General features: G+C 63.1%; 22 protein-coding genes. 15 read left to right on the forward strand and 7 right to left on the reverse strand.

What is annotated here, in order from left to right:
- The first annotated feature begins 191 nt into the window (after nt 1-191).
- The 9 genes from mdcA (at nt 192) to madM (ending at nt 7,557) form a co-directional block, all read left to right on the forward strand.
- Nucleotides 192-1,862 (forward strand): malonate decarboxylase subunit alpha, encoded by a 1,671-nt coding sequence (mdcA, locus tag ACIOMR_RS07225; RefSeq protein ID WP_023659312.1) that lies wholly within the window; start codon nt 192-194, stop codon nt 1,860-1,862.
- Nucleotides 1,863-2,711 (forward strand): triphosphoribosyl-dephospho-CoA synthase, encoded by an 849-nt coding sequence (locus ACIOMR_RS07230; protein WP_008434131.1) that lies wholly within the window; start codon nt 1,863-1,865, stop codon nt 2,709-2,711. It abuts the gene before it with no gap.
- On the forward strand, nt 2,711-3,010 hold the full coding sequence (locus tag ACIOMR_RS07235) for a malonate decarboxylase subunit delta (protein ID WP_003216806.1): 300 nt from the start codon (nt 2,711-2,713) through the stop codon (nt 3,008-3,010). The genes ACIOMR_RS07230 and ACIOMR_RS07235 overlap by 1 nt, the downstream gene beginning before the upstream one ends.
- Entirely contained in the window at nt 3,003-3,845 is an 843-nt protein-coding gene (locus ACIOMR_RS07240) for a biotin-independent malonate decarboxylase subunit beta (protein ID WP_401193136.1), read from the forward strand. The genes ACIOMR_RS07235 and ACIOMR_RS07240 overlap by 8 nt, the downstream gene beginning before the upstream one ends.
- On the forward strand, nt 3,842-4,639 hold the full coding sequence (mdcE, locus tag ACIOMR_RS07245; RefSeq protein ID WP_401193139.1) for a biotin-independent malonate decarboxylase subunit gamma: 798 nt from the start codon (nt 3,842-3,844) through the stop codon (nt 4,637-4,639). The genes ACIOMR_RS07240 and mdcE overlap by 4 nt, the downstream gene beginning before the upstream one ends.
- Nucleotides 4,633-5,229, forward strand: coding sequence for a malonate decarboxylase holo-ACP synthase (locus ACIOMR_RS07250; RefSeq protein ID WP_177068419.1), 597 nt, complete (start codon nt 4,633-4,635; stop codon nt 5,227-5,229). Before mdcE ends, ACIOMR_RS07250 begins: the two co-directional genes overlap by 7 nt.
- The gene (mdcH, locus tag ACIOMR_RS07255) at nt 5,226-6,131 is read left to right on the forward strand and encodes a malonate decarboxylase subunit epsilon (RefSeq protein ID WP_003216814.1); all 906 of its coding nucleotides are present in this window, start codon (nt 5,226-5,228) and stop codon (nt 6,129-6,131) included. The genes ACIOMR_RS07250 and mdcH overlap by 4 nt, the downstream gene beginning before the upstream one ends.
- 246 nt (nt 6,132-6,377) lie before the next feature.
- Complete coding sequence (madL, locus tag ACIOMR_RS07260; RefSeq protein WP_003216818.1) at nt 6,378-6,791, forward strand: malonate transporter subunit MadL; 414 nt, start codon at nt 6,378-6,380, stop codon at nt 6,789-6,791.
- Between the two features lies 1 nt (nt 6,792).
- Nucleotides 6,793-7,557 carry a malonate transporter subunit MadM gene (gene madM / locus ACIOMR_RS07265; RefSeq protein ID WP_003216820.1) on the forward strand — a complete coding sequence of 255 codons (765 nt, stop codon included), beginning with the start codon at nt 6,793-6,795 and terminating at the stop codon, nt 7,555-7,557.
- Nucleotides 7,558-7,713: 156 nt separating this feature from the next.
- Here the strand turns inward: madM and ACIOMR_RS07270 are convergent, their stop codons facing one another.
- The 3 genes from ACIOMR_RS07270 to ACIOMR_RS07280 are packed head-to-tail and all read right to left on the reverse strand — an operon-like array spanning nt 7,714 to nt 9,774.
- Complete coding sequence (locus ACIOMR_RS07270) at nt 7,714-8,628, reverse strand: LysR substrate-binding domain-containing protein (protein WP_401193145.1); 915 nt, start codon at nt 8,626-8,628, stop codon at nt 7,714-7,716.
- Nucleotides 8,629-8,665: 37 nt separating this feature from the next.
- Nucleotides 8,666-9,208, reverse strand: coding sequence for a chromate transporter (locus tag ACIOMR_RS07275; protein WP_087693236.1), 543 nt, complete (start codon nt 9,206-9,208; stop codon nt 8,666-8,668).
- Nucleotides 9,208-9,774 carry a chromate transporter gene (locus tag ACIOMR_RS07280; protein WP_003216826.1) on the reverse strand — a complete coding sequence of 189 codons (567 nt, stop codon included), beginning with the start codon at nt 9,772-9,774 and terminating at the stop codon, nt 9,208-9,210. The genes ACIOMR_RS07275 and ACIOMR_RS07280 overlap by 1 nt, the downstream gene beginning before the upstream one ends.
- Nucleotides 9,775-10,009: 235 nt before the next feature.
- Here ACIOMR_RS07280 and ACIOMR_RS07285 point away from each other — a divergent pair, with 235 nt between their 5' ends.
- Complete coding sequence (locus ACIOMR_RS07285) at nt 10,010-10,627, forward strand: hemolysin III family protein (RefSeq protein WP_003216828.1); 618 nt, start codon at nt 10,010-10,012, stop codon at nt 10,625-10,627.
- Here ACIOMR_RS07285 and ACIOMR_RS07290 read toward each other — a convergent pair.
- A complete protein-coding gene (locus ACIOMR_RS07290; protein ID WP_177020237.1) occupies nt 10,622-11,524 on the reverse strand; it encodes a LysR family transcriptional regulator in 903 nt (300 codons plus the stop codon). The two genes, ACIOMR_RS07285 and ACIOMR_RS07290, sit on opposite strands and share 6 nt — an antisense overlap.
- Before the next feature lie 108 nt (nt 11,525-11,632).
- On the opposite strand from ACIOMR_RS07290, the gene ACIOMR_RS07295 reads away from it, so the two are divergent.
- Genes ACIOMR_RS07295 through ACIOMR_RS07305 form a run of 3 tightly spaced genes read left to right on the forward strand, consistent with a single transcriptional unit; the run spans nt 11,633 to nt 14,168 of the window.
- Complete coding sequence (locus ACIOMR_RS07295; RefSeq protein WP_401193150.1) at nt 11,633-12,874, forward strand: D-amino acid dehydrogenase; 1,242 nt, start codon at nt 11,633-11,635, stop codon at nt 12,872-12,874.
- A gap of 10 nt (nt 12,875-12,884) precedes the next feature.
- On the forward strand, nt 12,885-13,238 hold the full coding sequence (locus tag ACIOMR_RS07300; protein WP_177020235.1) for a RidA family protein: 354 nt from the start codon (nt 12,885-12,887) through the stop codon (nt 13,236-13,238).
- 27 nt (nt 13,239-13,265) lie between these two features.
- Nucleotides 13,266-14,168: a transporter substrate-binding domain-containing protein gene (locus ACIOMR_RS07305; RefSeq protein ID WP_087693232.1), complete on the forward strand. Its 903-nt coding sequence runs from the start codon at nt 13,266-13,268 to the stop codon at nt 14,166-14,168.
- Between the two features lie 143 nt (nt 14,169-14,311).
- Here the strand turns inward: ACIOMR_RS07305 and ACIOMR_RS07310 are convergent, their stop codons facing one another.
- Complete coding sequence (locus ACIOMR_RS07310) at nt 14,312-15,031, reverse strand: 16S rRNA (uracil(1498)-N(3))-methyltransferase (protein ID WP_087693231.1); 720 nt, start codon at nt 15,029-15,031, stop codon at nt 14,312-14,314.
- An 86-nt stretch (nt 15,032-15,117) separates the two neighbouring features.
- Nucleotides 15,118-16,524, reverse strand: coding sequence for an adenosylmethionine--8-amino-7-oxononanoate transaminase (locus ACIOMR_RS07315; protein ID WP_003216840.1), 1,407 nt, complete (start codon nt 16,522-16,524; stop codon nt 15,118-15,120).
- A 280-nt stretch (nt 16,525-16,804) separates the two neighbouring features.
- On the opposite strand from ACIOMR_RS07315, the gene ACIOMR_RS07320 reads away from it, so the two are divergent.
- Nucleotides 16,805-17,356, forward strand: coding sequence for a cytochrome b (locus ACIOMR_RS07320; RefSeq protein ID WP_401193155.1), 552 nt, complete (start codon nt 16,805-16,807; stop codon nt 17,354-17,356).
- A gap of 32 nt (nt 17,357-17,388) precedes the next feature.
- Entirely contained in the window at nt 17,389-17,985 is a 597-nt protein-coding gene (locus tag ACIOMR_RS07325; RefSeq protein WP_003216844.1) for a YceI family protein, read from the forward strand.
- Nucleotides 17,986-18,054: 69 nt separating this feature from the next.
- Here the strand turns inward: ACIOMR_RS07325 and ACIOMR_RS07330 are convergent, their stop codons facing one another.
- A complete protein-coding gene (locus ACIOMR_RS07330) occupies nt 18,055-19,938 on the reverse strand; it encodes a DEAD/DEAH box helicase (protein WP_003216846.1) in 1,884 nt (627 codons plus the stop codon).
- Nucleotides 19,939-20,060 lie beyond the last annotated feature (122 nt).

Genomic DNA, 20,060 nt, shown 5'->3' on the forward strand with positions numbered 1-20,060 from the left:
CCGATTTATCAACTGACCCACCGCATTCGCGAGCAAGCCCGCTCCCACATTTGAACTGTGTTGAGCCCGAGCCTCAGCGTTTGCTAATGAACCATTACTCCAATCGTAACGGTTCACCGCCCAGCTTGATTGATGCCCCCCCAATACCCTCCTAAGGTACAGCCCACGACAGCAAATCCCGTGGAGCGACCATGACAACAACAACTTCCCCCGACTCGCGCTGGACGCGGAGGCGCGATGAGAAGCAGCGCCGCCTCGCATTGGTGCGATCCTTCGCCGATGGCGCCGTGCTCCCCAGCGAGCGCATTGTCGAAGCCCTGGAAGCCCTGATCCTCCCCGGCGACCGCGTGGTGCTGGAAGGCAACAACCAGAAGCAGGCCGATTTCCTCTCGCGCTCCCTGGCCAAGGCCGACCCCGCCAAGCTCCACGACTTGCACATGATCATGCCCAGCGTCGGCCGTTCCGAGCACCTGGACCTGTTTGAAAAGGGCATCGCCCGCAAGCTGGATTTCTCCTTCGCCGGCACCCAGTCCCTGCGCATCAGCCAATTGCTGGAAGACGGCCTGCTGGAAATTGGCGCGATTCATACCTACATCGAACTCTACGCGCGGCTGGTGGTGGACCTGATCCCCAACGTGGTCCTGTCGGCCGGCTTCATGGCCGACCGCGCCGGCAATATCTACACCGGCCCGAGCACCGAAGACACACCCGCGCTGATCGAGCCGGCCGCCTTCAGCGATGGCATCGTCATCGTCCAGGTCAACCAACTGGTGGATGACGTCACCGACCTGCCGCGCGTCGACATCCCCGCGAGCTGGGTCGATTTCGTGGTGGTCGCTGACAAGCCCTTCTACATCGAACCGCTGTTCACCCGCGACCCACGCCACATCAAGCCCGTGCATGTGTTGATGGCGATGATGGCGATCCGCGGCATCTATGAAAAACACAACGTTCAATCGCTGAACCACGGCATCGGTTTCAACACCGCCGCCATCGAATTGATCCTGCCGACCTACGGTGAATCCCTGGGCCTGAAGGGCAAGATCTGTCGCAACTGGACCCTCAACCCGCACCCAACCCTGATCCCGGCCATCGAAAGCGGCTGGGTCGAAAGCGTGCATTGCTTCGGCACCGAACTGGGCATGGAGAACTACATCGCCGCCCGGCCGGATGTGTTCTTCACGGGTCGCGACGGCTCGCTGCGCTCCAACCGAATGTTCTGCCAGCTGGCCGGCCAGTACGCGGTGGACCTGTTTATCGGCGCCACCTTACAGGTCGATGGGGACGGGCATTCCTCCACCGTTACCCGTGGCCGCCTTGCCGGTTTTGGCGGCGCACCGAACATGGGCCACGACCCGCGCGGTCGCCGCCATGGCACACCCGCCTGGCTCGACATGCGCCACGACGACGCTCCCGAGGCCTTGCTCGAACGCGGCAAAAAGCTCGTGGTGCAGATGGTCGAGACCTTCCAGGAAGGCGGCAAACCCACCTTTGTCGAAACCCTCGACGCGGTGGAAGTCGCCCGCAAAAGCGGCATGCCCCTGGCGCCGATCATGATCTACGGCGACGACGTCACGCACCTGCTCACCGAAGAAGGCATCGCCTACCTGTACAAGGCCCGTTCCCTGGAAGAGCGCCAGGCGATGATCGCCGCCGTGGCCGGGGTGACCGCCATCGGCTTGCGCCACAACCCCAAGGACACCGCACGCATGCGTCGCGAAGGCTTGATTGCGCTGCCCGAAGACCTCGGCATCCGCCGCACCGATGCCACCCGCGAGCTGCTGGCCGCCAAGAGCGTGGCCGATCTGGTGGAGTGGTCCGGTGGCTTGTACAACCCGCCCGCCAAGTTCAGGAGCTGGTAAATGCACGCACTCAAACTGCACGACCTGACACTGGCCGAACGCCTGGCCGACATGGCCGTCGACGCCTTGATTGATGAGGCGGACCTGTCGCCGAAACCCGCCCTGGTAGACCGTCGCGGCAACGGCGCCCATACCGATTTGCACCTCGGCTTGATGCACGCCTCGGCGCTGTCGCTGTGGCCGGCGTTCAAGGAAATGGCCGAGGCCGCTGTCGAATTTGGCGAAGTCGGTTTGCCCCTGCGTGAAGCCCTCGGGCGCATCGGTCGCGAAGGTGAACAGGCGATGCTCGTCACCACCAGCGGCGTAAATACCCATCGCGGCGCGATCTGGGCGCTCGGCCTGTTAGTTGCCGCCGCCGCACTGCAACCGGAATCCTGCACTGCCAGCGCGGTGACGTTGCGCGCCGCCCGCCTGGCCTTGCTCAACGACCGTTACGCACCGCAACCGCTGAGCCACGGCGCCCAGGTCGCACAACGCTACGGCGCACGCGGTGCTCGCGAAGAGGCGCAACTGGGCTTCCCGTCGGTGCTGCAACGCGGCCTGCCCCAACTGAAGAAAAGCCGCCTGCAGCAACACGGCGAACAGAACGCGCGCCTCGACGCCTTGCTGGCGATCATGACCGATCTGGCCGACACCTGCGTGCTCTACCGCGCCGGTCCTGAAGGCTTGCAGGCCATGCAGCAGGGCGCCCAAGCCGTACTGGACGCCGGCGGCAGCGCAAGCCTCGCCGGCCGCCGCCAACTGCATGAGCTGGACCAGCAACTGCTGGCGCTGAATGCCTCCCCCGGTGGCGCCGCCGACCTGTTGGCCGCCTGCCTGTTTATCGACCGCCTCGACGGAGCGCTGTGATGGAAACCTTATCCTTTGAATTCCCCGCCGGGCAGCCCGCAAAGGGCCGCGCGCTGGTAGGTTGCGTCGGCTCCGGCGACCTCGAAGTGCTGCTGGAACCGGGAACCGCCGGCACCCTGACGATCCAGGTGCAGACCTCGGTGAACGGTGCGCAGCTGCGTTGGCAGCATCTGTTCGAGCGGATCTTCCAGGAACAGACACCCCCCGCATTGAACATCGATATCCACGACTTCGGCGCCACACCCGGCGTGGTGCGCTTGCGCCTGGAGCAAGGCTTCGAGGAGATCGGTCATGACTGACTTGCTCAACAAACACAGCTTCGTCGAACTCGGCGCCCGGCAACGGGCCAAGGCCTTGCTCGACGCGGGCAGCTATCGCGAACTGATCGACCCGTTCCAGCGCGTCATGTCGCCGTGGCTGAGCTGCCAGGGCGTGGTGCCGCAGGCAGATGACGGCGTGGTGATCGCCAAGGGCAGCATCGCCGGCTTGCCGGTGGTCATCGCGGCCATCGAAGGCAATTTCCAGGGCGGCAGTCTCGGTGAAGTCGGCGGCGCCAAGATGGCCGGAGCACTGGAGTTGGCTGCTGAAGACAACCGCAACGGCATCCCGACGCGCGCCATCCTGCTGCTGGAAACCGGCGGCGTGCGCTTGCAGGAAGCCAACCTGGGCTTGGCTGCCATCGCCGATATCCATGCGGCGATTGTCGACCTGCGCCAGTACCAGCCGGTGATCGGCGTGGTGGCGGGTAGTGTGGGTTGCTTTGGCGGCATGTCCATCGCGGCAGGCCTGTGCAGTTATCTGCTGGTGACCCGTGAGGCGCGCCTTGGCCTGAACGGCCCGCAGGTGATCGAGCAGGAAGCCGGCCTTGAAGAATACGACTCCCGTGACCGGCCCTTCATCTGGAGCCTGACCGGCGGTGAGCAGCGTTTCAACAGTGGCTTGGCCGACCGGTATGTGGCCGACGACGTGGTGCAGATTCAGCAGCAGATCACTGAACTGCTGCAACAAGGCTTGCCGGAAAACCAGCGCAGCCGTCAGGTTGATCACTATCTGGAACGCCTGGCCGCACTGAACGCCGAACCGCAAATCGACCCGGCGACGGTTCGCGATCTGTATCAGGGAGAACGCTCATGAGAGGTTTGCAGTGGTTCAACGCATTGAGCGGCGACGCAGCGCCAGTGAGCGGCGACGCAGCGCCAGTGAGCGGTTTGCCGAACTCGCTGAAAGTTGCCGACGGTGTGCTCGGTGATCAGCCAGTGCGCTTTATCGCGGTGGTCACTGACCCACAAAACCGCTTCCCTCGCGCTCGCAACGGTGAAGTCGGTTTGCTGGAAGGCTGGGGCTTGGCCAAGGCCGTTGATGAGGCGATCAACACCGGCGACAAGCGTCCGCTGATTGCCATCGTGGATGTGCCGAGCCAGGCCTACGGTCGTCGCGAAGAGGCCTTGGGCATTCACCAGGCATTGGCCGCCGCTGCCGACAGCTACGCCCGTGCCCGCCTGGCCGGTCACCCGGTGATCGCGCTGCTGGTGGGCAAGGCGATGTCCGGCGCCTTCCTCGCCCATGGTTACCAGGCCAACCGCCTGATTGCCCTGCGCGACCCCGGCGTGATGGTGCATGCCATGGGCAAGGCTTCGGCGGCGCGGGTAACCCTGCGCAGTGTTGAAGAGCTGGAAACCCTGGCCGCCAGCGTGCCGCCGATGGCCTATGACATCGACAGCTATGCCAGCCTCGGCTTGCTCTGGGAGACCTTGTCGGTCAGCCAGATCGAGCAGCCCACCAGCGAAGATGTGGCGCGGGTCAGCGAGTGCCTGGTGCAGGCGATCAAGGATGTGCAGGCCGGCGGTCGGGACCTGAGCGGTCGCCTGGGCGCCACTAACCGCGCGGCCTCCAGCCACGTGCGCCAACTGCTGCGGGAGCAATGGTGAACGCTCACGACTTGCTCTGGGGCATGACCCCGGCGCATGCGCCCGCTGATGCGCCGGCCTGGGTGCTGGAAGCATTGGCCGCTGGGCATCCGGTGGTGGTGCGGCGTGCCGTCGCGTCGCCGGGCCAGGTAGCGGTGGGGGTACGCGGGCGCTTGCGCGAGCAGCGCTTCGCCGCCGTGATGCCGATGGCGGCGGTGCAGCGGCGCGTGGTGCCGGAAGACCTGCGCGGTGTGATTTCGCCAAGGGATTTGCCGGCGTTGCAGGCCCTCGCTCAGTTGCAACCGGTGCTGGCGGGAGAGAGTTGGGGCGTCACCGGCAGTGCGGGTTTCGAGTTGGCCAGCGGTGTCGAAGCGCTGCATGCCAAGAGCGATCTGGATTTGATTCTGCGCACGCCCGAGCGCCTTGATCGCAGCGATGCAGAGGACCTGCTGGCGATACTGGATACGGCGGTGTGCGCCGTGGACCTGCAACTGCAAACGCCTTTTGGCGCGGTCGCGTTGCGTGAATGGGCCGGTGGTTCGCGTCGCGTGCTGCTGAAGAACGCCAGCGGCGCGCAGCTGGTGCTCGATCCTTGGCAGGCCGTGGCATGAGTAGCCTCCTGGCATTCCCGGGGCAGGGCGCCCAGCGTCCCGGCATGCTCCAGCAGCTGCCGCGTGCGGTGCTGGACGAAGCCAGTGCTGCCCTCAATGAGGATGTGCTTACCCTGGATTCTGCCGAAGCGCTGGCCTCGACCCGTGCCGTGCAGCTCTGCCTGTTGATTGCCGGTGTGGCCAGTGCGCGCTTGCTGGAACACACCCCCGATTACGTCGCCGGCCTGTCCATTGGTGCCTATCCGGCCGCCGTAATCGCCGGCTCGCTGGACTTTGCCGACGCGTTAAAACTCGTCAGCCTGCGCGGCGAATTGATGCAACACGCGTATCCCCACGGCTACGGCATGACCGCCCTTATCGGCCCGGACCTGTCCACCGTCGAAGCCTTGCTTGCTCAGGTCCACAGCCCGCAAACCCCGGTTTACCTGGCCAATATCAATGCCGACAACCAGACGGTCATCGCCGGCAGCGATGAGGCCATGAAGGCGGTCGCCAATCTGGTGCGCGGCAACGGCGTCGCCAAACGCCTGGCCGTCAGCGTGCCGTCTCATTGCGTACTGCTGGAAAAACCCGCCGAGGCCCTGGCCGAAGCATTCGCCCAAGTGACACTGAAACCGCCGAGCATCACCTACCTGAGCAGCACCCGCGCCCGGCCGATCCACAACACCGAACACCTGCGCGACGACCTCGCCTTCAACATGTGCCGCATCGTCGACTGGCGCGGCACCGTGCAAAGCGCCTTCGAGCGCGGTGTGCGCCTGCATATCGAACTGCCTCCCGGTGCCGTGCTTACAGGCCTTGCGCGCCGGGTGTTCGAGCAAGGCACCGTCATCGCCTTCGAAGGCGCCCGCCTGGACACCTTGCAGGCCTTGCTGCGAGAGGAGGGAAACCATCACCGATAGAGCTCCACCAAGGCTGATGCTGGTCGGTCAAGAGATAGAGCGGGTCACCAATGACCTGTGGCGAGGGAGCTTGCTCCCGTTGGAGTGCGCAGCGCTCCGAGGATTTCAGGGCCGCTACGCAGCCCAACGGGAGCAAGCTCCCTCGCCACAGGTACGGTATTCATCTTTATCGGATCGGCATTGCCGCCCAAGGCTTTCGAAGCACAAAAACAACAATTTCGATGAAGCACTTTGAGGACAACCATCATGATTATTTACGGTGTGGCGTTGCTGGCGATCTGCATGTTGGCCGGCGTGATTCTGGGCGACATGCTCGGCGTGTTGCTGGGAGTCAAATCCAACGTGGGCGGGGTGGGGATCGCGATGATCCTGCTGATCTGCGCACGGTTGTGGATGCACAAACACGGCGGCATGACCAAGGAATGCGAGATGGGTGTCGGCTTCTGGGGGGCCATGTACATCCCGGTGGTGGTGGCGATGGCGGCGCAACAGAACGTGGTGACCGCGCTGCACGGCGGCCCGGTGGCGGTGCTGGCGGCGATTGGTTCGGTGGTGGTGTGCGGTTGCACGATCGCCTTGATCAGCCGCACGCACAAGGGCGAACCGTTGCCCGATGAAGAGCCGCTGATTGCGGCTGCACCTGTCGCGGGAGGTCGCTGATATGTGGGAACTCATCGAGAAAGGCCTGGCAAATAACGGCTTGGTCACCGCCTTTGCATTTGTTGGCGTGGTGATGTGGATTTCGGTGGTGCTGTCCAAGCGCCTGACCTTCGGGCGCATCCACGGCTCAGCCATCGCGATTGTGATCGGGCTGGTGCTGGCCTGGGTGGGCGGCACCTTGACCGGCGGGCAGAAAGGCCTGGCGGACGTGGCGCTGTTTTCCGGGATCGGCTTGATGGGCGGCGCCATGCTGCGGGACTTTGCCATCGTGGCCACGGCGTTTGAAGTACAGGCCACCGAGGCGCGCAAGGCCGGCTTGATTGGTGCGATTGCCTTGCTGCTGGGCACGGTGCTGCCGTTTATTGTGGGCGCGAGTATCGCCTGGGCGTTTGGTTATCGCGATGCGATCAGCATGACCACCATCGGCGCGGGCGCGGTGACTTACATCGTCGGGCCGGTGACCGGGGCGGCGTTGGGTGCAAGCTCGGATGTGGTGGCGCTGTCCATCGCGACTGGGTTGATCAAGGCGATCCTGGTGATGGTGGGCACGCCCATGGCGGCACGCTGGATGGGCCTGGATAACCCGCGCTCGGCGATGGTGTTCGGTGGTTTGGCCGGCACGGTGAGCGGTGTGACGGCAGGCCTGGCGGCGACGGACCGGCGGCTGGTGCCGTATGGCGCGTTGACTGCCACCTTTCACACCGGGCTTGGGTGTTTGCTGGGGCCGTCGGTGCTGTACTTCATCGTGCGCGGGATTGTCGGCTGACCCGAGAGGTGTCGACCGCTTTTGTGGCGAGGGAGCTTGCTCCCGCTGGAGCGCGAAGCGGTCCCAATGCATTTTTCCTGAAACAACGCGGACGCTGATTTTACGACTGCTGCGCAGCCGAGCGGGAGCAAGCTCCCTCGCCACAGGGGATCATTGTCAGGTTTGACGATTCGCATACATCCGGCACTCTGCCAACAGCGCGAGCAAGTTCGGGTCGCGCTCCTTGGCTTTCAGAAACACCACGCCAATGTGCTGCTGCAAACGGTAGCGCGGTTGCAGGGGAATCAGCTTCACCCGGTTCTCATACACCGCCGCAATCCGCCCCGGCAGCAGCGCATAACCCACGCCCGAGCTGACCATGCTCAGCAGGGTGAAGATGTCGTTGACCTGCATCGCCACCTTCGGCTCGAACCCTGCCTGCTTGAATACGCGGTTGCCATCCTGATGGGTGGCGAAGCCTTGGGTGAGGGTGATGAAGGTGGCGTCGCGCACGTCCGCCAGGTCGATTTCCTGCTCGCGGTCGAAGGGTGAATCGGCCGGGGTGGCGAGGAAGATGTCGTCGGAAAACAGCGCGATCTGCTCGCAGTCCGGATCGTTGGCGTGCTCGTCGAGGGAGATCAGTATCGCGTCGACTTCCATGTTCTTCAGCTTGTACAGCAGGTCGAAATTGGAGCCGAGGATCAGGTCGATGTTGAGTTCGCTGCGGCGAATCTTCAGCCCCATGATCAACTGCGGCACAGTCTTTACCGTCAGCGAATACAACGAGCCCAGCTTGAAACGCTCGGCGGAAAAGCCGGCGGCCTCGCGGGTGACCCGCACGCTTTCGACCACATCCTGCACCAGCTTCTGCGCACGCTCTTCCAGCACATAGGCGCTTTCCAGCGGCGTGAGGTTGCGCCCTTCGTGCTTGAACAGCGGGCAGCGCAGGGCGTTTTCCAGGGAGTGGATCGCCCGGTGCACGCTGACGTTGCTGGTCTGCAGTTCCGCCGCCGCCCGCGCCAGGTTGCCTGTGCGCATGAACGCCAGGAAGATTTCCAGCTTCTTGAGGGTGAACTCTTCGTCGATCAGCATGGGCGTGACTCTTGTTCGAATGCCGTCGATTGTGCCCCTAAAACCAGTTCACTCCCAGCCATGCACTGCACAGGCCTAACACTACGCCGAGGATGATCAGCCAGATCGCGTTGAGTCTTGTGTAATACACCACGGCAGCGCTGGCCAGGGTCAGTACCAGGCTGGTGGCGTTGTTTTCCAGGCTGTTCATCAGGATGTAGCTGGCGGCCAGGATCAGCCCGATGGAGATCGGCAGCAGGCTGCCTTTGACCCGCTGCACCCACGGGGTTTTGCTGTGTTTTTCCAGCCAGCCGGCGCCGAAGTAGGTGAGCACCGAGCAGGGCACCAGCTTGGCGGTCAGGGCCACCAGGGCGCCGGGCAACCCGGCGGCTTGCTGGCCGATAAATACCAGGAACATGCCATTGGGCCCCGGCAAGGCCTGGGACAGGGCGAAGAAGGCGACGAACTGGGCGTCGGTGATCCAGTTCATGTCGGTGACGGTGTAGCGGTGGATATCGCTCAGGGCCACGGTGTTGCCGCCAATCGCCATCAGCGACCACAGCGCGCATTGGATCATCAGGTGAAACAGCACGCTCTGCATCAGCCGGCCACCTTCTGCTTGCCCATGAAGCTCAAGGCCAACGAGCTGGGAATGCAGATCAGCAAGACCATCCACAACGGCAGCACCAGCACCGCCATCAACACGAAGGTCAGGACGAACGCGCTGTAGTTGGCCAGGGTCCTGGGCATGGCCTTGAGCAGGCGCAAGGTGGTGCCGAGCATCAGCCCGGTGGCGATCGGCATCACCGCGCCGAAGATCTGCTGCACCACGTCATGGCTCCACCATTTGGCATAGGCGAAGCCGGCCAGCACGGTGATCAGCGAGGGGAACAGATACAAGCCGACCACGGTCACAACCGCACCCGGCAAACCGTGCAGGCGCCGACCGTAGATGATGCCGACGTTGGCGATATTCGGCCCGGGGAAGAATTGGCCGGTGGTCAGCAACTCGTTGAAGCCTTGTTCGCTGACCCACTGCCGGCGGTCGACCATCATCTGCCGCGCCCAGGGCATCACGCCGCCAAAGCCGAACAGGCCGACCATGGCGAAGTTGTAAAACAATTGCCACAGACTCGGGTGGGGCTGGGCAGGTTCAAGGTCGGGCATGGGCGTTACCGATGAGGGGCTTTTATGTAGGAGCTGGCTTGCCTGCGATAGCGTTGGGTCAGACATGCATCTGCTGCTGATACACCGCTATCGCCGGCAAGCCAGCTCCCACAGGATGAAGCGAATCATCCATCGGCATGTGTATTTGGGCAAATGAAGAAAGGTTGTTACCTGATATTGGGTGGGTGACGTCAGAATGGTCGAGGTGATAACCGTTATTCGAGGTGAGTGACACATGTATCACGGGGAACGATTCAACGCCTGGAGCCACTTGCTCGGGGCGGTTGCGGCTTTTGTGGGTGCGGTATGGATGTTGGTGGTGGCCAGTATGGACGGCAACCCCTGGAAGATTGTCAGCGTGGCCATTTACGGTTTCACGTTGCTGGTGCTGTACAGCGCGTCGACCGTGTACCACAGCGTGCGCGGGCGCAAGAAAGCGATCATGCAGAAGGTCGATCACTTTTCGATCTACCTGCTGATTGCCGGCAGCTACACACCGTTTTGCCTGGTGACGCTGCGCGGGCCGTGGGGCTGGACGCTGTTCGGGATTGTGTGGGGGCTGGCGGTGATCGGCATCCTGCAGGAGATCAAGCCACGTTCCGAGGCGCGGATCCTGTCGATCGTGATCTATGCGGTGATGGGCTGGATTGTGCTGGTGGCGGTCAAGCCGCTGATTGCTGCGCTGGGGCCTACCGGGTTTGCCTGGCTGGCGTCGGGCGGGGTGCTGTACACCGTGGGCATTATTTTCTTTGCCCTGGAGGACCGCCTGCGGCACTCCCACGGGATCTGGCATTTGTTCGTGATTGGCGGCAGCCTGCTGCATTTCGTGGCGATCATGGGGTACGTGTTATAGCCGGTCCAATTGCTCCTGGGCCCGGCTGCCGAAGATCTCCAACAGGCTCGCCAGCATATGCGGCGGCGGTTCGTCGGCGCGGGTCAGGGCGTACAAGGTGATTGGCAGCGGCGGCGCAAGGGGGCGAATGCAAGTAGTGGCCGGTGATGCGCCGAGGGCGGTGAACGGATCAATCACCGCCAGCCCGGCGCCGGATTCGACCATGGCCCTGGCCAGGGAATAGGTCTGCACTGCGATGCTGACCCGTGGCGGTGGATCGACCGCTTCCAGGTAGCTGTCCAGCTTCGCCGACAACGGGTCGGCGCTGGACAGGCCAATCAACGGCGCGCCCGCCAGGGCCATCAGCGGCAACGGTTTGCCTAGCTCGTTTTCCTTCCAGTAACCCTGCGGCGCCAGTGCCACCAGCACGCCGTGGGCCAACGGCTGGGCGTTCAGCCCTGGGTGATCGGGCGGTTGCAGGGTCAGCGCCACGTCGACCTCACGCATCAACAGGTTTTGCACCAGCTCGCGGCTGTGGGCGCTGGACAGCTCGCAGGCGATGTCCGGGTAGCGTTGGGTCCATTCGCGGATGGCCGGCGGCAGCAACGACAAGGCCAGCGCGGGTGTGGCGCCGATACGCAGGCTCTGGCCCGGCTCGCGGCGCAGGTTCTGCGCCAGGCGCCGCACGCCTTGCAGGCTTTCGGTCACCTTGTCGACTTCGCGTTCCAGCGCCAGCGCTTCCGGGGTTGGCTGCAGCTTGCCGCGTATACGCAGGAACAGCGGGAACCCCAACTGCAACTCGGCGTGCTGCAGCACCTTGCTCACCGCCGGCTGCGAGACATGCAGCAACTGGGCGGCGGCGCTGATGGAACCGGTCTGGCGGATGGCCTGGAAGATTTCGATATGACGCAAGCGCATGGGCAGTCCATAACCTTTGTTTATGGGTGACCCATCTTTATTCATTGTCCCGCCGCTGTCACCTGCCTCTAACCTTCAAGCCTGACATCGCACGGTTAAGGGACGCACATGGCTCAGCAGGTTTGCATCATCGGTGGCGGGGTTATCGGCCTGGCGAGTGCCTACGCGCTGGTGCGTGCCGGCATGCAGGTGACGGTGGTCGAAGCTCGGGAAACCCTGGGCAGCGAGACCAGCTTCGCCAACGGCGGGCAGTTGTCCTACCGCTATGTCGCACCGCTGGCCGACAAGGGCGTACCGTTGCAAGCCATCGGCTGGCTGCTGCGCGGTGACTCGCCGCTGAAGCTGCGTCCGCGCATGGACCCGGCGCAGTGGCGCTGGATGGCCTCGTTCCTGGGCGCCTGCCGTGGCTCGGTGAACCAGCGCAATGCGGCCCACCTGCTGCGCCTGGCGTCCTTGAGCCAGGGCACCCTGCAACGCTGGCGTGAAGAAGACCAACTGGGCGGTTTCCACTGGCGGCGCAACGGCAAGCTGGTGACCTTTCGCAGCCTCGACAGCTATGAACGCGCCTTGAATAAAGTGACCGACCCGCTGCAACAGCAAGTGCTCTCGGCGGCGGACTGCGCACGGCTGGAACCGACCCTGGACAGCGCCAGTTTTGCCGGCGGCATCTATACGCCCAATGAAGAGGTCGGCGACTGCCATGGGTTCTGCCAGCAACTGGCGGCGCGCCTTGAAGCGTCGGGGCGTTGCACGTTCCTGTTGGGGCGCAAGGTGACGGCGATTCGTCACAGCGCAGGCGCCGTGCAGGCTATCGAAATGGGCAGTGAAGTCTTGCCGGTGCAGCACCTGGTGCTGGCCGCCGGGCACCGCAGCCCCGAGCTGGCCTTGCCGGGTATGTCACTGCCGCTGTATCCCCTCAAGGGTTACAGCCTGAGCGTGCCGATTGGCGCGCAGCATCAGGCGCCGAACATCAGCATCACCGATTACGACCGCAAGATCGTCTACGCGCGCATCGGTGAGCAACTGCGGGTGGCGGCGATGGTGGATATTGTCGGCTTCGACACCCGCCTGGAACCCAAGCGCCTGGCGCTGATTAAACGCCAGGCACTTGAGACGTTCCCGCTGGCCGGTGACTACCAGCACGCGGTCGAATGGGCCGGCATGCGCCCGGCCACGCCGACCGGCGTGCCGTTGATTGGTGCCAGCGCCTACAGCAACCTGTGGCTTAACCTCGGCCACGGCGCCCTCGGGTTTACCCTGGCTTGCGGCAGCGGCCAGGTACTGGCCGAGTTGATTGGCCGGCACACCACTTCCATTGATATGCAGGGCTTCGCGCCCCGTGCCGCTTGAGGATATTTCGATGACCATCACCCGAATTAACAGCAACAGCCGCTTGTCTGGCGCCGTGGTTTTTCAGAATTTGGTGTTCCTGTCCGGCCAGGTGCCGGGCGAAGGCCGCGATGTGAAGACCCAGACCGAAGAGGTGCTGGCCAGGATTGATGCGCTGCTGGCCGAGGCCGGCAGCGACAAGGATCATCTGCTGAATGCGACCATCTACCTGAACAATATCCAGGAGGGTTTTGCGCCGATGAATGAAGTCTGGTCCGCCTGGCTATCGCCGGGGCAGGCACCGACGCGTACCACGTTGCAGGCGCAGTTGGCGCGACCGGACGTGCTGGTCGAGATCAGTGTCATTGCAGTGCGCCGTACCTGAACCTTTAACCACCAACGGAGAATAACAATGCAAAAAATCACGTTGATCGGCTGCACCCTGGGGCTGTTGTTGGGGGCTCAGGCCCATGCCACCGAGGCCCCCTTGGACGGTACGCTGAGCAAGATCGCCAACGCCAGGAGCATCACCCTCGGCTACCGCGATGCCTCGGTGCCGTTTTCCTATGTGGGGGATCACAGCGGCAAGCCCATGGGCTATTCGGTGGAGCTGGCGAACAAGATCGTCGAGCGTATTCAGCAGAAAACCGGTGTGCCGAAGCTCAACGTGAAGTACAACCTGGTGACTTCCCAGACCCGCATAGCCCTGGTGCAAAACGGCACCGTGGACCTGGAATGCGGTTCCACCGGCGTGACCGCCGAGCGGCAGAAGCAGGTAGCGTTTTCCTACGGGTTTATCTACGTGAAGGGCCAGTTGCTGACCGCCAACGACAGCGGCATCAAAAGCTTCGCCGACCTGCAAGGCAAGAACGTGGTAACCACCGCCGGCACCACCAACGAGCGGTTCCTCAAGAGCTACAACGTCGATCACAAACTGAACATGTCGGTGATCAGCGCCAAGGACCACGGCGAAGCCTTCCAGATGCTGCAATCCGGCCGGGCGGCGGCGTTCTACATGGATGACGCGTTGCTCTACGGCGAGCGCGCCAAGGCCAGGGACCCGCACAAGTGGGTGGTGGTCGGGGAAGAACAGTCGCGGGAAATCTACAGCTGCATGGTGCGCAAGGACGACCCGCAGTTTCTCGCGGTGGTCAACGAGACCCTGGCCGGGCTGTACAGCTCGGGGGAGATCAACGGCATTTACCAGCGCTGGTTTGAGCAGCCGATCCCGCCCAAGGGCTTGAACCTGGAATTCCCGATGACCAGTGAGTTGAAGGCGATTATTGCGACGCCTGTGAGTGACCCGGTGGAGTAAACAGGTCTGAGGTTGGTAACCCGATCAAAATGTGGGAGCGGGCTTGCTCGCGAAAGCGGAGTGCCAGTCAATACATGTGTGACTGATCCACCGCATTCGCGAGCAAGCCCGCTCCCACATTTGATGGGGTTTGCAAAACGGGTTTAGAAGTCGCCCCAGAGTTGTTGGGCTACGGCCAGCGCCACGACTGGCGCAGTTTCGGTACGCAGCACCCGTGGGCCCAACCGTGCGGCATGAAACCCCGCACCTTGTGCCGTTTCGACTTCGCCATCAGTCAATCCACCCTCCGGCCCGATCAGGAAGGCCAGGCTCCCAGGCTTGGCGTGGCTCACCAGGGGCTCGGCCACCGGGTGCAGCACCAGCTTCAAATCCGCTTCGGCCTGTTTCAACCAATCCGCCAGCAACAGCGGTGGGTGAATCACCGGCACTCGCGAGCGACCGCACTGCTCGCACGCGCTGATCGCCACCTGGCGCCAGTGCTGCAGGCGTTTGTCGGCGCGTTCGTCCTTGAGGCGCACTTCGCAGCGGTCGCTGAAGATCGGGGTGATTTCATTCACCCCAAGCTCGGTGGCTTTCTGGATCGCCCAGTCCATTCGCTCGCCACGGGACAGGCCCTGGCCGAGGTGAATCTGCAACGGCGACTCGACCTGCCCGGCGAAGGTTTCGGTGACTTGCACCACCACGCGTTTTTTGCCGACTTCCAGCAAGCTGGCGCGAAACTCCTGGCCGGAACCGTCGAACAACTGCACGGGGTCGCCTTCGCTCATGCGCAATACGCGGCTGATGTAGTGCGCCTGGGCTTCCGGCAACTCGTGGTCGCCAAGGCTCAGGGGGGCGTCGACAAAAAAGCGGGACAGTCTCATTTCTGTTCTCTGGAAATAGTGTGCAGGGCGGACGCGGAGCGTCCATGGCTGCATTCCCACGCGGAGCGTGGGAACGATCAACTCAATCAGCCCGGATCACGAAACCCCGGGTGGAAATCCTTGGGCACCGCCACGCTGACCTTGCTGTTGGTGGCAATGTCGATCCCTTCGCTGGCCACTTCAGCCAGGAAGTCGATCTGCTCCGGGGTGATCACATACGGCGGCAGGAAGTACACCACGCTGCCCAACGGCCGCAGCAACGCGCCTCGCTCCAGCGCATGTTCGAACACCTTCAGGCCACGGCGTTCCTGCCACGGGTAGGCGGTCTTGGTGGCCTTGTCCTGCACCATCTCGATGGCCAGCACCATGCCGGTCTGGCGCACTTCCGAGACGTGCGGATGGTCCACCAGGTGCGCGGTGGCGGTGGCCATGCGCTGGGCCAGGGCCTTGTTGTTTTCGATGACGTTGTCTTCTTCGAAGATATCCAGGGTCGCCAGGGCCGCCGCACAGGCCAGCGGGTTACCGGTGTAGCTGTGGGAGTGCAGGAAGGCGCGCAGGGTCGGGTAGTCGTCGTAGAAGGCGTCGTACACATCGTCGGTGGTGACCACCGCGGCGAGCGGCAGGTAGCCGCCGGTCAGGGCCTTGGACAGGCACAGGAAGTCCGGGCGGATGCCGGCCTGTTCACAGGCGAACATCGTACCGGTGCGGCCAAAGCCCACGGCGATTTCGTCGTGGATCAGGTGTACGCCATAGCGGTCGCAGGCTTCGCGCAGCAGCTTGAGGTACACCGGGTGGTACATGCGCATGCCGCCGGCGCCCTGGATCAGCGGCTCGACGATCACGGCGGCCACGGTGTCGTGGTTTTCGGCCAGGGTCTGCTCCATGGCCAGGAACATGTTCCGGGAATGTTCTTCCCAGCTCATGCCGTCGGGGCGCAGGTAGCAGTCGGGGCTCGGCACCTTGATGGTGTCCAGCAGCAGGGCTTTATAGGTCTCGGTGAACAGCGGCACATCGCCTACCGACATCGCGGCGATGGTTTCGCCGTGGTAGCTGTTGGTCAGGGTGACAAAGCGCTTTTTGTTCGGCAGGCCGCGGTTGAGCCAATAGTGAAAGCTCATCTTCAGCGCGACTTCGATGCACGACGAGCCGTTGTCGGCGTAGAAGCAGCGGGTCAGGCCTTCGGGGGTCATCTTCACCAGGCGCTCGGACAGCTCGATCACCGGCTGGTGACTGAAACCGGCGAGGATCACGTGTTCCAGCTGGTCGACCTGGTCCTTGATGCGCTGGTTGATGCGCGGGTTGGCGTGGCCAAACACGTTGACCCACCAGGAACTGACGGCGTCGAGGTAGCGTTTGCCTTCGAAGTCTTCCAGCCAGATGCCTTCACCGCGCTTGATCGGGATCAGCGGCAGTTGCTGGTGGTCTTTCATCTGGGTGCAGGGATGCCACAGCACCGCAAGGTCGCGTTGCATCCACTGGTTATTCAAACCCATGTTCATTCTCCTCGAAGCGGCTCGCGACGTGCGCGGGCGAAACAATCGCGCAAGCCTATGCAATGCCGGCCTGTGTCACAACCCATTGCGAGTCTGAAGCGTAAATTGGTGGTAAACGCAGGACAGTCCGTCACGTTTCTTCTGGATAGTCCTTAATCTCTTGTTAACTTACTCTGCATACGCTCTTGATCGTATTTCTCGATATTTCAAAGCGAAATTTTCCGCTTTAATTCGATAGGTAAATCGATAGTCTTGCCACAGCTCTTACGGGATTTGGGACATGCAACTACGTAATTCACCGGCCCGCTATGGCTGGGTCAGCATCGTTTTGCACTGGGGCGCGGCCCTGGTGGTGTTCGGTCTGTTCGCATTGGGCCTGTGGATGGTCGGTCTCGACTACTACAGTGCCTGGCGCAAAGACGCCCCGGACCTGCACAAGAGCATCGGCATTACGCTGTTCGCCATCATGCTCGTGCGGATCGTCTGGCGCCTGGTCAGCCCGCCGCCGCCACCGCTTGCCAGCTATAGCCGCATTACGCGTCTGGGGGCTGCGTTTGGCCACGCGTTCCTGTATCTCGGGCTGTTTGCCGTGATGATTGCCGGTTACCTGATTTCCACCGCAGACGGTGTCGGGATCCCGGTGTTTGGCTTGTTTGAGATTCCTGCGCTGGTTTCCGGGCTACCGGACCAGGCAGACACTGCAGGTGTGGTGCATTTGTACCTGGCCTGGGTATTGGTGGTGTTCGCCGGCCTGCATGGCGTGGCCGCGCTGAAACACCATTTCATTGATCGTGATGTGACCCTGGTTCGTATGCTGGGGCGCAAAGCCTGATGTTCAACCTCGACTCACAAGGAATAGAAAGCATGTTGAAAAAGACTCTCGCCGCTCTGGCCATCGGTTCTGCCCTGCTGACTGCCGGTCAGGCGATGGCAGCTGACTACGTTGTCGACAAGGAAGGCCAGCACGCCTTCGTTGACTTCAAGATCAGCCACTTGGGCTACAGCTTCATCACCGGTACCTTCAAGGACCTGGACGGCAAGTTCAGCTTCGATGCTGCCAAGCCTGAAGACAGCAAGATTGAGTTCAACGTCCGCACCGCCAGCGTGTTCACCAACCACGCCGAACGTGACAAGCACATTGCCAGCAAAGACTTCCTGGACGTTGGCAAGTTTGCCGATGCCAAGTTCGTCTCCACCAGCGTCAAGACCACTGGCAAGAATGCCGCTGGCCAAGTCACTGCTGACGTGACCGGCGACCTGACCTTTCACGGCGTGACCAAGCCGATCGTCGTCAAGGCGACCTTCCTGGGTGAAGGCAAGGATCCATGGGGCGGCTACCGTGCCGGCTTTGAAGGTACTACCTCCTTCAATCGCCAGGACTTCGGCAAGCAGATGGACCTGGGTCCAGCGTCCAACAACGTTGAGCTGTACGTGACGTTTGAAGGTGTGAAAGCGAAGTAATTTTCGCCGGCCACACAAAAATGCCCCGGATCTCGCGATCCGGGGCATTTTTTATGGCGCTTTGAAAACTCAGCGGTTGCGGGTCAGCAACGCCGGTTTTTCACCACGTGGACGGCCCGGCAGTTGATCCAACTGCTCAGGTGTCAGCGTGCGATCGCTTTTCGACTCTTTGTGGATGATCTTCGGTGCCGGGCCGCCGCGCGGGTTTTGCACCGCTGGCTCCGACAGACGAGGTTGATCATCACGGGCCGGGCGACGGTTGCGCGACTCTTCGCGACGGGCCTGGCCGTCACGCGGTGCACCGTTGCGCGGGCCGCTGCGCTTGGCAGGCGGGGTGCCGGTGGTGGCGCCGTTGCTGCTGCGCGGACCGTTCTGGCGACCTTGTGGCTGCCCGCCGGTACGCGGAGTACCTGCGCCTGCGCCCTGGGCCGGAGCGCCCGGACGACGACCACGGCCCTGGGCCGGCTTGGCCTGGGGCACGTAGTCAACGCGGTTACCGAAGTTGTCCACGTCGTCGTCCAGGAACTCGTCCGGAGCACGGTCGGCAGCAGCACGTGGCGGCTGGCTTGGCTGGCGCTGTTCGCGGGCCGGGGTGCCTTCACGGGGCTTTTGCTCACGGGCCGGGCGTTCGCCACGGCCATTGGTCGCAGCCTTGTCCTTGCCGCCCTTGTCCTTGCCCTTGTCTTTACGACCGCCACCACCGCCGCCGCCGTTCGGGCCATCGCCCTTCGGACCGCGTGGGTTGTTGCGCGGGTTGCGCACGTCCGGACGCTCGCGCACTTCAGGCTTCTCGGCCTCAACGGCGCTGGAGTCGAAGCCCATCAGGTCGCCGTCGGCGATTTTCTGCTTGGTCATGCGCTCGATGCTTTTCAGCAGCTTTTCTTCGTCCGGTGCGACCAGGGAAATGGCCTCGCCCGAACGACCGGCCCGGCCAGTACGGCCGATACGGTGCACGTAGTCTTCGTCGACGTTTGGCAGCTCGAAGTTGACCACGTGGGGCAGTTGGTCGATGTCCAGGCCGCGAGCGGCGATGTCGGTGGCGACCAGGATGCGCACTTCACCGGCCTTGAAGTCGGCCAGGGCTTTGGTGCGGGCATTCTGGCTCTTGTTGCCGTGGATCGCGACGGCGGTGAGGCCGTGCTTGTCCAGGTACTCGGCCAGGCGGTTGGCGCCGTGCTTGGTGCGGGTGAACACCAGCACCTGTTCCCACGCGCCGGCGGTGATCAGGTGGGCCAGCAGCGAACGCTTGTGGGCGGCCGGCAGGCGGAATACGCGCTGCTCGATACGCTCGACCGTGGTGTTCGGCGGCGTGACTTCAATGCGCTCGGGGTTGTGCAACAACTTGCCCGCCAACGCGGTGATGTCGTTGGAGAACGTGGCCGAGAACAGCAGGTTCTGGCGTTTGGCCGGCAGGCGCGCGAGGACCTTTTTCACGTCATGGACAAAGCCCATGTCGAGCATGCGGTCGGCTTCGTCCAGCACGAGGATTTCCACGTGGGACAAATCGACGCTGCCTTGGCCGCACAGGTCGAGCAAACGACCCGGGCACGCAACCAGTACGTCGACACCGCGGGACATGGCCTGAACCTGTGGGTTCATGCCGACGCCGCCGAAGATGCAGGCGCTGACGAACTTCAAGTCGCGGGCATACAGCTTGAAGCTGTCATGCACTTGGGCGGCGAGTTCGCGGGTAGGGGTCAGGACCAGTACGCGCGGTTGGCGCGGGCCATGACGCTGGGATTTGTCCGGGTGACCGTTGGGGAACAACCGCTCCAGGATCGGAAGGGCGAAGCCGCCGGTTTTACCAGTACCTGTCTGAGCCGCAACCATCAGGTCGCGGCCTTGCAACACGGCGGGAATGGCCCGCTGTTGCACCGGAGTAGGCTCGGTATAGCCCGCTGCCTCGATGGCGCGGACTAAAGCCTCGGAGAGACCGAGGGAAGCAAAGGACATGAGTAATCCTGTTTTAGTTAGGGCTTGGCCCAGAGGGATAGTCTTGCCTGGCGTGAATGGCGTTTAGATGAACGCAATCCCGTCCGGTCCTGCTGGGGCTGGCGGGCACTCAGACGGCTCGC

The sequence above is a fragment of the Pseudomonas sp. NPDC087814 genome (assembly GCF_044742865.1).
Classification (GTDB): domain Bacteria; phylum Pseudomonadota; class Gammaproteobacteria; order Pseudomonadales; family Pseudomonadaceae; genus Aquipseudomonas.

Excerpts from the sequence above, each read along its gene's own strand:
- mdcA (WP_023659312.1), top strand. The coding sequence starts at position 192 with ATGACAACAACAACTTCCCCCGACTCGCGCTGGACGCGGAGGCGCGAT.
- ACIOMR_RS07230 (WP_008434131.1), top strand. The coding sequence starts at position 1,863 with ATGCACGCACTCAAACTGCACGACCTGACACTGGCCGAACGCCTGGCC.
- ACIOMR_RS07235 (WP_003216806.1), top strand. The coding sequence starts at position 2,711 with ATGGAAACCTTATCCTTTGAATTCCCCGCCGGGCAGCCCGCAAAGGGC.
- ACIOMR_RS07240 (WP_401193136.1), top strand. The coding sequence starts at position 3,003 with ATGACTGACTTGCTCAACAAACACAGCTTCGTCGAACTCGGCGCCCGG.
- mdcE (WP_401193139.1), top strand. The coding sequence starts at position 3,842 with ATGAGAGGTTTGCAGTGGTTCAACGCATTGAGCGGCGACGCAGCGCCA.
- ACIOMR_RS07250 (WP_177068419.1), top strand. The coding sequence starts at position 4,633 with ATGGTGAACGCTCACGACTTGCTCTGGGGCATGACCCCGGCGCATGCG.
- mdcH (WP_003216814.1), top strand. The coding sequence starts at position 5,226 with ATGAGTAGCCTCCTGGCATTCCCGGGGCAGGGCGCCCAGCGTCCCGGC.
- madL (WP_003216818.1), top strand. The coding sequence starts at position 6,378 with ATGATTATTTACGGTGTGGCGTTGCTGGCGATCTGCATGTTGGCCGGC.
- madM (WP_003216820.1), top strand. The coding sequence starts at position 6,793 with ATGTGGGAACTCATCGAGAAAGGCCTGGCAAATAACGGCTTGGTCACC.
- ACIOMR_RS07270 (WP_401193145.1), bottom strand. The coding sequence starts at position 8,628 with ATGCTGATCGACGAAGAGTTCACCCTCAAGAAGCTGGAAATCTTCCTG.
- ACIOMR_RS07275 (WP_087693236.1), bottom strand. The coding sequence starts at position 9,208 with ATGCAGAGCGTGCTGTTTCACCTGATGATCCAATGCGCGCTGTGGTCG.
- ACIOMR_RS07280 (WP_003216826.1), bottom strand. The coding sequence starts at position 9,774 with ATGCCCGACCTTGAACCTGCCCAGCCCCACCCGAGTCTGTGGCAATTG.
- ACIOMR_RS07285 (WP_003216828.1), top strand. The coding sequence starts at position 10,010 with ATGTATCACGGGGAACGATTCAACGCCTGGAGCCACTTGCTCGGGGCG.
- ACIOMR_RS07290 (WP_177020237.1), bottom strand. The coding sequence starts at position 11,524 with ATGCGCTTGCGTCATATCGAAATCTTCCAGGCCATCCGCCAGACCGGT.
- ACIOMR_RS07295 (WP_401193150.1), top strand. The coding sequence starts at position 11,633 with ATGGCTCAGCAGGTTTGCATCATCGGTGGCGGGGTTATCGGCCTGGCG.
- ACIOMR_RS07300 (WP_177020235.1), top strand. The coding sequence starts at position 12,885 with ATGACCATCACCCGAATTAACAGCAACAGCCGCTTGTCTGGCGCCGTG.
- ACIOMR_RS07305 (WP_087693232.1), top strand. The coding sequence starts at position 13,266 with ATGCAAAAAATCACGTTGATCGGCTGCACCCTGGGGCTGTTGTTGGGG.
- ACIOMR_RS07310 (WP_087693231.1), bottom strand. The coding sequence starts at position 15,031 with ATGAGACTGTCCCGCTTTTTTGTCGACGCCCCCCTGAGCCTTGGCGAC.
- ACIOMR_RS07315 (WP_003216840.1), bottom strand. The coding sequence starts at position 16,524 with ATGGGTTTGAATAACCAGTGGATGCAACGCGACCTTGCGGTGCTGTGG.
- ACIOMR_RS07320 (WP_401193155.1), top strand. The coding sequence starts at position 16,805 with ATGCAACTACGTAATTCACCGGCCCGCTATGGCTGGGTCAGCATCGTT.
- ACIOMR_RS07325 (WP_003216844.1), top strand. The coding sequence starts at position 17,389 with ATGTTGAAAAAGACTCTCGCCGCTCTGGCCATCGGTTCTGCCCTGCTG.
- ACIOMR_RS07330 (WP_003216846.1), bottom strand. The coding sequence starts at position 19,938 with ATGTCCTTTGCTTCCCTCGGTCTCTCCGAGGCTTTAGTCCGCGCCATC.